The organism is Marinifilum sp. N1E240 (assembly GCF_009295825.1).
Lineage (GTDB): Bacteria > Bacteroidota > Bacteroidia > Bacteroidales > Marinifilaceae > Marinifilum_A > Marinifilum_A sediminis.
In genome coordinates this window covers 1,150,633-1,163,045 of record NZ_WHKF01000001.1, presented here as the reverse complement: position 1 = coordinate 1,163,045, position 12,413 = coordinate 1,150,633, and the positions used below count along the sequence as shown (strand labels likewise).

Annotated in this window: 8 protein-coding genes; 1 reads left to right on the top strand and 7 read right to left on the bottom strand. The window is 33.9% G+C overall.

The features are described 5' to 3' along the window. Nucleotides 1-13 precede the first annotated feature (13 nt). From GCQ56_RS04705 to GCQ56_RS04680, 6 genes are all read right to left on the bottom strand, one after another. Nucleotides 14-934, bottom strand: coding sequence for a hypothetical protein (locus GCQ56_RS04705; RefSeq protein WP_152733213.1), 921 nt, complete (start codon nucleotides 932-934; stop codon nucleotides 14-16). 83 nt (nucleotides 935-1,017) lie between these two features. Next, nucleotides 1,018-4,359, bottom strand: coding sequence for a PAS domain S-box protein (locus tag GCQ56_RS04700; RefSeq protein ID WP_152733212.1), 3,342 nt, complete (start codon nucleotides 4,357-4,359; stop codon nucleotides 1,018-1,020). 86 nt (nucleotides 4,360-4,445) lie between these two features. Next, entirely contained in the window at nucleotides 4,446-4,907 is a 462-nt protein-coding gene (locus tag GCQ56_RS04695; RefSeq protein ID WP_152733211.1) for an Lrp/AsnC family transcriptional regulator, read from the bottom strand. A gap of 703 nt (nucleotides 4,908-5,610) precedes the next feature. Then, on the bottom strand, nucleotides 5,611-8,427 hold the full coding sequence (locus tag GCQ56_RS04690; protein ID WP_152733210.1) for a S9 family peptidase: 2,817 nt from the start codon (nucleotides 8,425-8,427) through the stop codon (nucleotides 5,611-5,613). Between the two features lie 38 nt (nucleotides 8,428-8,465). Then, nucleotides 8,466-9,275 carry a 3'(2'),5'-bisphosphate nucleotidase CysQ gene (gene cysQ / locus GCQ56_RS04685; RefSeq protein WP_152733209.1) on the bottom strand — a complete coding sequence of 270 codons (810 nt, stop codon included), beginning with the start codon at nucleotides 9,273-9,275 and terminating at the stop codon, nucleotides 8,466-8,468. Between the two features lie 41 nt (nucleotides 9,276-9,316). Further along, nucleotides 9,317-11,095 carry an SLC13 family permease gene (locus GCQ56_RS04680; RefSeq protein ID WP_152733208.1) on the bottom strand — a complete coding sequence of 593 codons (1,779 nt, stop codon included), beginning with the start codon at nucleotides 11,093-11,095 and terminating at the stop codon, nucleotides 9,317-9,319. A 54-nt stretch (nucleotides 11,096-11,149) separates the two neighbouring features. Here GCQ56_RS04680 and GCQ56_RS04675 point away from each other — a divergent pair, with 54 nt between their 5' ends. After that, a complete protein-coding gene (locus GCQ56_RS04675) occupies nucleotides 11,150-11,815 on the top strand; it encodes a DUF2284 domain-containing protein (RefSeq protein ID WP_152733207.1) in 666 nt (221 codons plus the stop codon). A gap of 45 nt (nucleotides 11,816-11,860) precedes the next feature. Here the strand turns inward: GCQ56_RS04675 and GCQ56_RS04670 are convergent, their stop codons facing one another. Beyond that, nucleotides 11,861-12,412: an HDIG domain-containing metalloprotein gene (locus GCQ56_RS04670; RefSeq protein WP_152733206.1), complete on the bottom strand. Its 552-nt coding sequence runs from the start codon at nucleotides 12,410-12,412 to the stop codon at nucleotides 11,861-11,863. Between the last annotated feature and the right edge of the window lies 1 nt (nucleotide 12,413).

Genomic DNA, 12,413 nt, shown 5'->3' with positions numbered 1-12,413 from the left:
GGGAGTAATGAGTTCAATTCATCCATTGCTCCCAATCCACTTTATAAAGGGCTTGTGGTTGCTTAGTCGCTTCAGTACTAATAAATAATGCATCCGCATCATCATATACTACACCTTCAGTTTGTGCACCTCCCAAAGGGCTCATATCTATGCGAACCTGTTTCCCTTGATCAAAATTTAATTCTGAATAATTCGAAAACAAATACATATAAGTTTTGTAATCCTTATATCCAACCAAGGCAAGATTCTTACCATCAGAACTAATATCAGCTCCTGTTACCATAAAATCAATATCAAATTCCATTTTAGGCTGCAATGAATGATGCGTTAACTTCTTATTCATCACATACATTCTAGTCTTGTAATTTGCCCAATTTTTTGTGAAAAGATAAAGCGAATCTCCATAAGAAAAGAATGCTTCACAATCGAAATCATGATCGTGTTTTCTTTTTTTAAAATCAATTTGATCCTTCCAGTCAAAAGTAATGATGTCTGCATTCAATTCAACCTTCCCACCTTCTCCTATCTCTGATTTAGCAACTCTAAGAATTCTCAGATCTTTTCGAATTCCATTATTGTTTCCGAAATCTCCTATGTAAAAAAATTCTTCATCATCGGTAAGATCTTCCCAATCTATATTTTTAGCGTTTAAAATTTTAATGGTTTTTTTAAGCTTTCCAGATAAATCATAGGCATACAATTCGGCAGGGCAATCGCTATCGTTATTTACCCAAAATAAATTATTATAATACACCATCCCCGATTGTTCCTCAACTTCCTTAGCCAATTGATCGGTTACCAATTTAGGTAGATATGTCTTAGACTGATTTTTTGATGTTAAATTCTCACGATTCTTATTTTGTTTAGCATTTGTGTTGCAACCCACAAAAAATACCAGAGATATAATAAGACTTAAAAAGCTAGATAGTTTCACGATTATTTATTTTTTAGATGTTAACAAAGCTGTATAAAAAATATGGATATTCAAAACCTATAATATTCATAATAATTCATTTCTTATCCTATGAATTCTGACAACAACACATACAGCTTCGATTTATCAATAGGCTTTGTGAGATAAGCCCTACAACCAACATCTATTGCCTTTTTCTGATCTCCAGGTAGTGCGTAGGCTGTTTGAGCAATAATAGGAATACCTGGTTTCATTTTCAATATTTCTATGGTAGCTCTGTATCCATCCATTTGGGGCATCTTAACATCCATAAGTATCAAATCTATCTCTTTGTTATTCCGAACTTTATCAACTGCTACAAAACCCGTTTGTGCCCATATTACCTTGGCTGAAGTCAACAATAGCATTTCTTCAATTAACTGATAATTAAACTGAATATCTTCAACAACCAAAATCGTACGCCCTTTTAGGTAAGGAACTGAAATATCATTACTAAATTCATTCTCAACACAATTTTCTTTACAAATAGCCTTATTGAGTTTAAAAAAGAAACAAGATCCTTTTCCTTTTTCAGATTCCAACCACAATTCTCCATCTAAGAGCTTTGCTATTTCTTTGCAAATTGCAAGCCCTAAACCCACACCCGATTGCAAACCAAAATATGGTTCATCAACTTGTCTAAAAATGTCAAAAATTACCTCCTGATGTTCTTTTGATATTCCTATTCCTGTATCTGAAACAAAAAATACAAGATCATCATTTTCTACCTTATATCCATATTCAATGCAACCAAAATCTGTGTATTTTATTGCATTATTTAACAGATTAGTTATCATTTGAATAATTTTTGTTCTATCGGTATTTAGATAAATATCATCCTCACCTTCTTTACTAAATACAACTTGTAAACTTGTTTTATCCAATTTCTTTAATTCAGCCTTGATATATTGCTGAATAGTAAGAAATACATCGTCCAAAGAAATTCTGTTATAATTCACTTTTGCTTCCTTTGCCTGAAGCAAGGATACATCAAAAATAGATTCTATAATTTTAAGCAGATGTTTACCACTGGACTTTATAATATCATTCCATTTCACGATTTTCTCAGGAGAAGAATCAGATTTTACCAATGTACTAAAACCAATAATTGCATTTAATGGTGTCCTTAACTCATGAGACATCGATGCCAAAAAAGTTGATTTAAGCATATCACTTTCTTCTGCTTTTTCTTTGGCAAATATTAATTCTTGTTCGTAACGTTTCCTACTAATAACTCCTGCTAAAATATCCGTAAATGTCCTCAATAAAAGCTCACTATCATCTCCCCATTCTCTCTCCCTATCAATCGTATCAAATCCAACAAATCCTAACAATTTATCCTGAGTAAAAATAGGAAAAGTAAACAATGACTTCACATATTCTCTTGGATCATGATTCATATTCGAAAATGCATTATTAGGAAGATCATTTAGATTTTTAACAATGAAATTTCCATGTTTTTTGAGCTCATACAGCCAATACTCAATATCTTCACCTCTAAAAAAGCTTGTAGTTGGAAATTCTTTTACTCGATCGTTAAGAAACCATTCATAGGATCTTTCAAAACTATTACCACCATCCTTCAATAGAAATATATATGCTCTATCTGCATGAATCAATTTTCCTATTTTACCAATAGCTTTATTAATAGCACCATCAATTTCGGTTATCGATGCACGAACAAAATCTGCTGAAATTTTACTAATTGATTCCTCAAACTGAGATTTATGCGCCAACTCATCCTCTGCTCGTTTACGATCACTGATATCACGTACTACTGACTGTATGTATTTTTTTCCGTTTAATTCAATTAAATTAGCATTTAACTCTACCGGAAATTCTTTCCCATGCTTAGTTCTATGTACACCCTCTAAAAATAAACACCCTTTTTCAGATAGTGTCTTTCGCATTTTTTTAAATTTATTCTCCGAAAGTTGATCATCAGGGACTAAATTAATAACACTCATTTTTAAAAACTCTTTCCTGGTATAAGCATATCTTTCAACAGCAATATCATTTACTTCAACAAAGGATTGAAAACCTTCTATGCTCCATGGATGTACAAAAATGGCTTCTGTTAATGAATTAAACAACAAACGAAACTTACTCTCGCTTAACACAAGGTTTTGTTCTGCAATTTTCTTTTCGGTAATATCAACAATATATCCTTCTATAAACAAAGGTCTTCCAAGTTTATCTTTTATTGTAAGCCCTTGTTCAAAAACCCATTTGAGTTGTCCTGATTTAGTTATAATCCTATATTCTAATGCAAATCTTTTATTTCGAACCCCACCATCTTCCACCTCTTTAACTACGTAATCTCTATCTTCTGAATAAATTACATCATTATAAGCTAAAGCTGCATTATAGTTTAATTCTTCAGAAGTATAACCTGTCAGATCTTTAACCCCATCACTAACAAAGAGCATCGTCCAATATTCATCGGCAAGACAACGATATACCATTCCCGTTAAATTTCCAATTAAAGTGGTTAACCTACGCGTAGCCTCCACCATTTTTCGCTGTGATCTTTTTTGCTCAGTAACATCACGAATTATTGTAGTAACCTCACGCTCTCCGACACTATTAATTCTAAACTCAAAGTAGCAAATTCCTTTATTTTGAAGATTCATCCTGTAATCGAAGATTTGAACTTTACGGCTTTCAAAAGCCTCCTCCATTGCATCAATAAATTTCAAAGACAATTCAGGCTCAAATAGTTGTCGTATATCGGAATTTATATTCGGATATATTCCATTAAACAGTCCATTTAATCTACCATTTACATCAATTATTTTTCCATCTCTGGAGATACGAACAATTAAATCAGGAATGGTTTTAATCAAAGCCTTTGCTTTAGCTTCATTTTCTTTTAGCAAATTATCAGCTTCAATTTTTCCAGAAATGTCTTCAAAAACAGTATAAACACTTTTTACAATATCGCTTTGCTGTTCAAACATTGGTGTAGCTGTAATACTTATCCAGATGTAAGTATTTTTCTCAGGATTAAAAACACCCAATATAGAACGATGAACTTCCTTAGCAGTGGTTAAAGCAATTTTTGCAGGATGTTCATCTGCTGTAATGATCGTACCATCAAGTAATCTATTTTTTTTTGATGGTTCGAAACTGTTGATGTTTAATAAGGCTTCATTCTTAACTCCAAGAATATGCGATGCTGCCGGATTGGCAAAAGTAATCTTACCATTAGCATCTCGAATAATGATTCCTTGTCCGGTAGCGTTAAAAAGTAATTCCAACTCATCTGAAAACTGTCTCACGACCAGGCTATCAACCTTCTTCTTAAGGCGTTTATTTTGTGCCTTAAGCAGATCAATTTCTTGTTGATATTCGGAAAGTTGCTTTCTAAACTTGCCTGGTGGTATGTTTTGAGAATTATCTCCCATAATGTAATTGAAGTGAGCAAAAATTCTTAGAACTCATACTAAGTTACTAAAATCACATTAAGAAATACTTTGAATTCGTAACAAAACTATATGTAATATTCCGAGCTATGTTTTATTTCTTTAATAACAAATGTACTATTCAAAACTCCAATATTATTAATTTTAGATAATTTAAAGCGTACAAACTCATGGTATTCTTCCAAACTTCTCACATGAATTTTAAGAATAAAATCAACTTGTCCTGCCATGTGATAACACTCCTGAACTTCTTTTAAATCCTGAATTTGCTTTTCAAATTCATCAATAAATTTCTCATCATGATATCGCATGGAAACCTGGCAGATGGCTGTAACACTTCTTTCTATTCTTTTTTTATCGAGAATGGCTACATATTTTTTAATAAATCCCTGATTTTCCAATCGGCGAATTCTCTCATATACCGGAGAAACTGTAATGTTCAACATTGCAGCTATCTCTTTCGCAGTTTTCTTTGAATCATTCTGCAAAATTCTTAAAATAGTTTTATCCGTTTGATCTAAACTTTCCATAAAAGAAATTTTTACTCCTATTTATAACGTTTGCGTAAAACACAAAGTGATTTTCACTTTAAGACGTAGCAATATCGGTAATATTTACTTATTTATACAGAAACTGTATGAATTATCTTGGAAAGGTATTTACTTTGCTAGCAAATAATACGGAAAACAACAACAACACTAAATAATATTGGTTAAACCTAACCAGAAGCAACACAACAACAAACACACAACACTCTTAACTAACAATTAAGATTCAAAAACCCTTCATTTATCGGAAATGAAGGGTTTTGTTTGCATACATTCTTCTGTATTAACACACCCATTCATTTATTAAAAGAATTACTCCAATAGGTAAACTGGTAGCTTAAAGCGATAAAATAAAACTTCTACTCTATAAATCCATGAATACAAGCACCTTTATAATGCTTCGATGCGTCTATTTCGAGAGTTGAAGAAGCTCATACCTGCTTCGATACACCAAAATCAAGAGTTGATACACCTTTTGCAAGCCTCGAAGCATGTGGCTAATTAAAAAATGTGGCTAAATCGAGAATAGAAGCATAATTTGACCTAAAAAAAGCGTTTGATCAGTTAAAACTTTTGATCTCCGGATCAAAACATTATTGTAAATAAAAAATGCGTCCCGCTTGGGACGCATTCTATACTTTTTGTAATGGTATTATACCATTTAAATTCCAAATGTATATCAGTATTACTCCTTTAATTCATAACCATCAAATTTTCCTTTTTTAACTGCTGGTATTCCATCTGTCATCCAAACAGGAGCAGGTTTCCCTTTCAGATAATAATCGAAAAACTGCATGGTTCGTATCGATAAATCTACTCGATTTGGTCGCTTGCGTAAATTGTGTGCCTCATCATTATAGGTAAGCATCCAACAAGGCTTTTGCAAACGACGCATGGCCACAAACAATTCAATACCCTGATACCAAGGCACAGCACCATCATTATCGTTATGCATAATCAATAATGGCGTTTTTATTTTTGGCGCAAAGAATACTGGTGAATTTTCAATATACTGCAAAGTACTGTTCCATAAAGTTCCTCCAATTCTACTTTGAGTTCTCTCATACTGGAACATTCGACTCATACCACTTCCCCATCGCATTCCTCCATAGGCAGAAGTCATATTGGTTACTGGAGCTCCAGCCATTGCACATTTATACAAATCGGTTCTGGTAATTAAATAAGCAATTTGATACCCTCCCCAGCTTTGACCTTGTAAAGCAATATTTTCCTTATCGATAAAATCGTAACGATCCATCATAGCCAAGGTTCCGGTAACAATTGAACTGTAGGCTGATTCCCCTGGATATCCAACTTTCGGATAGGTAATATCCGGCATAAATACCAAATAACCATTACTCACACAATAGGAAGGATTTATGATCGACCAATTGGGTTGAGGAACATGATGACGATGCATGCGATCCGAAGTTCGTTCGTAAAAATAAACCAACATTGGATACTTTTTGTTTGGATCAAAATTTTCAGGCTTGTATAGTAATCCTTGTAATTTCTCACCATCGCCTGATGTCCAATCTACCAATTCAACATCTCCCCACAAATAGTTTTTTTGCTGTGGATTTGCATCTGATACTTGCTTTTTGTCCGACAAATCCAAACCTCCTGTCCAAAGATTTGGATACTCTTTAAAAGTTGAACGTTTCCAAATTAAACGATCAGCATTTTTCGCCTTTTTAAGACTTGTATAACTGGCATCGCTGAAAATAATTTCCTTGGGATCGCTTTCTTTTTCTAATCTAAAAGTTCCCGATTTTTTATTGAATTCATGGAAGGCAGCTAACAATAGAGGCTTCTTAAAATCCACAAACAATTCATCCTCATCCAATTTCAAATAATCAAATCGTATATTATTTCTACGACCAAATCCATTTGTTAGATTTACAGCAGCATTTTTTCCTGTAGGATCAATCATCCAAAAATCATAACGATCTTGAATTATCAAATTATTATCACCTTTTGTCCAACCAACCAATCCATATGGCTCAGGATCATTAGGTGTATCATGTTTTTCATTATAAAATTCGGCTTTTATCTTATTGGTTAAAGCCACTTTCTTCTTGTTTTCGAATTGATACGAATACCATACACTATCCTGTGTTTCGAACCACAACATAAATTTTTGATCAGGAGAAATACTCACATCAGAGTTTTTCTTTTCCAAAATCAATTCTTTTTTCCCCGATTCCAGATTAACCACATAGTAATCAGAATACCAATCGTCCCATGAGGTTAATTGCTGATATGGCAAGCTTGATCGACCCATTGCAAGATTAGCATTTCCATGATCAAACAGCTCAATATTAGGCATATCTTCCTTTCCCAATTGTACAATTTTGTTTTCTTTGGTATGATAAACCGCTAACCAAGTACGTTTTTTCTCTTTCTCAGCTTGAAGTTTCTGTTGTGGCTGCAACAAAGGATCTTTCCAATTCCAAACATCTACTCTGTATTTTTCTTCATCCAATAAGCTGTCTTTCTTCTCATTTACTGGTTTAGGTGCAACACCAAAGAACATCTTCTTTCCATCACGAGAGAAGTAAACCTTGCCATTTTCACTTACGGTCCAATTATCCTGAATTGCATTGGATAAAGTATCAACAATAGGTTTTACGGCTTGTTTAAGATCTGCGTAATACAAAGAATAGCACTTATTTTTCACTGTATCAGCAGAAAAAATAAAACCTAATTTATCGCCTTCTGGTGAAATAGAAGCTTTTTTAGCTGTTCCTTCTTGTTCAAAAACCGCCTCTAATTCCTCGGATTTTCCAGAGAATTTATTCACCAAGGCAGTTTTTATACTGTCCCCTTTTACTTGAATAAAGTTAACCGCATTCCCATTTCTGGATAATGAAAACTCAGTTACATCTTTATAACGATACTCCTTGCCAGAGATGTAATTTTTAATTACCAGTAAGCCTTTTTCAACTTTATCCTTTCCATTCTTTTTGTCTTTACCTTTCTTTTTCTTCAAAGGAATTTGGGTAGAATCACTTTCAGTTGAATCCTTTTTTTCCTTAGGCATTTCTAACAATAAAGCCATCCAGTCTCCCTTTTCTTCGGGCATTTGAAATGATTTTAAGTTCCCAAAACGCAAAATCTTATTCTCCGACAGATTCCAAATTCCAATAGAATCCTTAGGCATATCCATTTTCTCAATCTTATCTAACTTTGCCTTACGAATGGTATCAAACTGAGTTTTTATTTTAAAACTCAAAATCTCTGACCCTGGAGAAAAAATGGCGTCGTAAGCTCTGGCAATAGAATCTAATTTCTTAGTTTTCACCTGATATATATACAGAAATCCATCTCCTTTTTGAGGATTTACCTCATAAGTAATCCATTCTCCATTGTTCGAAATCTTTTGATTTTTAAGGTTTTTCCATCCATCATAATCAGTATGACTTAATGGTACCTTTTGGGTCTGTGCTACCATCTGGAAACAGATAAAGCATAGCAGACCGAAAGTAAGTAATCTTTTCATTATTGGTTTGTTATTTTAGTTGTATTTAAGGTTGATTGTTATCGTTTACACATGAAAGACGGATTCAACAAATCCTCTTTATTATAGGTTAATTCAGTTTTGGAGTCAATATGAAGCACCTTGCCTCCAGAAGCAGATACAATTGCATGACCAGCAGCAATATCCCACTCCATTGTAGGAGAGAAGCGAGGATATATATCAGCTTCGTTCTCTGCAATCATACAAAGTTTAAGTGAACTACCTTTCGCAATAATCTTAACTTCAGGATTATCCTTTTTTAGCTCCTCAAAATAAGATTGTGTTTCTGCATTCATGTGAGAACGAGAACCAACAACTCTTATTTCATCACTATTGTATTCAAATGGCAATTGACGTGAAGCTTGAATTAATTTATCTAAACCGTCTTCCCAGTTTTCAATATCATCCGTACGAAATGCTCCTAATTCTATATCCGCAAAATACAATCGACGATATACAGGAACGTAGATAACACCTGAAACAGGTTTTCCTTCATCAATCAAAGCTAAATTAACTGTAAATTCATCGTTTCTCTTGATAAATTCCTTTGTTCCATCCAAAGGATCCACAATCCAGCATTGCTTCCACAATTTTCGTTCTTCATAGCTTGAATGTTCTCCCTCTTCACTCAAAACAGGAATTCCCAATTCATCAATAATTGAAACTATTGCCTTGTGCGCTCTTTGATCTGCAATGGTTAAAGGACTATCATCTGATTTTAATTGTATTTCAAAATCATCAGACTGATAGACATTTAAAATCTCCTCTCCTGCCTTCAATGATGCTAAAATTGCAAAATAAAGTAGTTCTTTTCTTTGCTTAAAGTTCATGTATGTTGTATCCTAAAATTCTTTTTCTGCTAAAAAATCAACTAATAAAAATAAATATATGACAACATCAAAACAGTTACTATCATATAAATGATTGTTAGGGGAAATCCAATCTTAAAGAAATCTTTGAAAGAGTATGCTCCTGGTCCGTAAACCATTAAGTTGGTTTGGTAGCCAATTGGAGTCATGAAATTAGCTGCTGCTGCAAAGGCAACAATTAAAACAAACGGTTCCGGATCCAAATGCAAATTTAAAGCCATTGTTAAGGATATAGGAAACACTATAGCGACGGCAGCCTTATTGGTAATATAAGCAGCCAAAACTGAAGTAATCAAATAAATACCAAAAAGTACACCAACTCTTCCCATTGGAAGAAATACTGATATCAACAAATCAGCAATTATCTCAGCCAAACCAGATTTGATCATCGCCGTTCCAAATGCGAGCGAGAGGGATATGATTAATGCCAGATTAAAATCGACCATGGTGGCAATATCCTTAGGGTTGGATATTTTGAGTGCCAGAATTATTATAATCATTACGATTAAGGTCATAAATAATGGCACAATATTTAAGGCAGATAAAATTACGGCTAAAACCGTTCCTCCCAACAATAAACCAACCTTGTAACCTTCCTGTTTTTTAAACTCTTTTACTTTGGAAATAAAATAAAAATCCTGAATTCGGTGAGTTCGCTCCACAAAATCATCACCTCCAAGAAGCAACAATACATCGCCAGCGCGTAATTTTACTTCCCCAATCTTCCCGCTTACTCTTCCACCATTCCTATGAATACCAATTACCGCAGCATCAAATTGACCTCTAAAATTAGCCTCTTTTACCGTTTTAGTAATCAAAGTAGAATTGTGAGAAATTACAATCTCGACAACTTCCAAATGCTTTTTGTGAGTTAGCATTCCCACAGTTGGCAGGGTAAGTCCTGAGTTAGGTAAAACCAGATCGGCAATGGTTTCTGTATCTCCGGCAAACAGCAATCGATCTCCTTCTTCCAATCTAAACTCATGAGAAACAGCAGCTACCCGGACACCTCCTCTGTTGATCTGAAAAAGATACAAACCTTTAAGATTTCTCAAATCTGCCTCCTCGATCGTTTTTCCTATTAAATCGGAGTTTGGCTTCACATGTGCCTCTACGATATATTTTCTGGTATTTTCTGAAAATTCACCTAAAGCATCAGCCTTTTCCGGCAACCATTTTTTGCTAACAATTAATAAATAAATTGATCCTATAAACATCATTGGAATTCCAACATAAGCAAAGCTAAACATGCTTAATGACAAGGCTGGAACAATTGTCTGATCCTTAACCATTCCATTCACAATCAAGTTTGTAGATGTTCCAATCAATGTAATACAACCTCCAAGAATAGCTGCATACGACAATGGGATAAGAAGTTTCGAAGGAGAAATATTGTTACGTTTGCTCCAGTTGTGAACATATGGCATCATAACTGCAACAAGCGGTGTATTGTTTAAGAATGCTGAAAATCCACCGACCAAAAACATCATTCGAGCCATGAATTGCCTATATCCTTTAGCTCTTTGAAAGACCCGGTCGAATAAAGTTTCTACAATTCCCAGGTCACGAATAATATCACCAATTAATAAAAGCATAAGAATTACAACAACCTGGTCGTTGGCAAAACCACTTAATATTTCAGATGGGGTCAAAATTCCTGATATGCCAAGAATAACCACTCCTATGAGGAAAGTAAATGCTGGACCTATCCATTCTTTGTAGAAGGAAATCAGTATGAAAACCAATACGATTAAAACAACGATCGCATCAAATGAGAGCATAAATAAATTTTTGGGTGTAATTCAAGATACGAAGATACAAAAATACCGCAACCGATGTCACAATCCTTAACACTTATGTGGCACATGATTTTTCAACACAATGAAAAATTCTATTTTTGTGCACAAACTGGATTAAAAATCATGATTGAGACAAAGAATAAGTACATCATTAAGACATATCAAAACAATGAAATAAAAATTCAATTCAAAAAACTGGATGTTTCAACCAATGAAATATTAGCTTATTTATCTCCAGAAGAATTCAATTCCTATTGTAAAACGGGATGCCCAAATTACAATCAAAAATGGACCTGCCCTCCTAATTGTCCTCCATTCATTGATTATGCGAAAAATTATCCAAAATTAAACTTGTATTTATTCTACACCTCTCCTAACCAATTTGATTTTATTAGTCAAAAAGATCGTTCATTAACAGCTTATAATTTTATAAAAGAAGAACTACAATCATACCTATCAGAAATTGAACCTGTAAATGGTAAAATGATTGCAGCAAACAGTTGTGAAATTTGTAAAATATGTGCTCTTATTAAAGGAAATCAATGCCATATTCCAGAAAAGGTAAGATACAATTTGGTTGCATTTGGTTTTAATGTGAGTAAAATTATGAGTGATTTATTTCAACACAAAATTAAATGGGCAAAACAAAATGAACCATCAGAATATGTAAGTAGTGTGGGTGCTATCTTAAAAGAAGAATAAAATAAACAGCTATCTTCAATTAAGATAGCTGTAATTCATATTGATTTAAATTTTTAAACGTTCCTTAAATGGTAAAAATGTCATAAAATCGGCATGATGCACTATATAAGCTTCTGTACTACGTTTTACCATATCTCCCTCTCCTGCATGAGTGGCAATAATATGACAAACCTCAGGCGGTACTCCACATTCTTCGGCTAACACAACACCCGAAAATGGATGTCGTAAATATTTCCCATAGGTTCCCTGTACAGCTTTTCCCCTTTCGTCCAGAACATATTCCAGTAATTTACCTACATCACACAAAATCGCACCTGAGATCAAAACATCCATATCAACAGGTAGCTCATCCTTAAAAAAAGAATTCATTTTTTCTCCACTCTCCTTAGCCACATGCACAACACATTGCTTGTGATCCATAAAACTAACTTTAAGACCAGGTCCGCAAAGTAAGGTGAAAGGTATCTTTTTCAAATCATCAGCGGAAAGAACACTTCTTTCGAGAGCTATTTCCCACACTTGAGCTGTTCTCTCTCGTAAATTTTCATTTGAAATCCAAATCAATTCGGGCCACAATTGTTTCACAGTTTCTCTCATA

Bases quoted from the DNA above. Each gene is read 5' to 3' on its own strand.
- cysQ (WP_152733209.1), bottom strand. From the start codon at position 9,275: ATGAACTTTAAGCAAAGAAAAGAACTACTTTATTTTGCAATTTTAGCA.
- GCQ56_RS04695 (WP_152733211.1), bottom strand. From the start codon at position 4,907: ATGGAAAGTTTAGATCAAACGGATAAAACTATTTTAAGAATTTTGCAG.
- GCQ56_RS04700 (WP_152733212.1), bottom strand. From the start codon at position 4,359: ATGGGAGATAATTCTCAAAACATACCACCAGGCAAGTTTAGAAAGCAA.
- GCQ56_RS04675 (WP_152733207.1), top strand. From the start codon at position 11,150: ATGTCACAATCCTTAACACTTATGTGGCACATGATTTTTCAACACAAT.
- GCQ56_RS04670 (WP_152733206.1), bottom strand. From the start codon at position 12,412: ATGAGAGAAACTGTGAAACAATTGTGGCCCGAATTGATTTGGATTTCA.
- GCQ56_RS04690 (WP_152733210.1), bottom strand. From the start codon at position 8,427: ATGAAAAGATTACTTACTTTCGGTCTGCTATGCTTTATCTGTTTCCAG.
- GCQ56_RS04680 (WP_152733208.1), bottom strand. From the start codon at position 11,095: ATGCTCTCATTTGATGCGATCGTTGTTTTAATCGTATTGGTTTTCATA.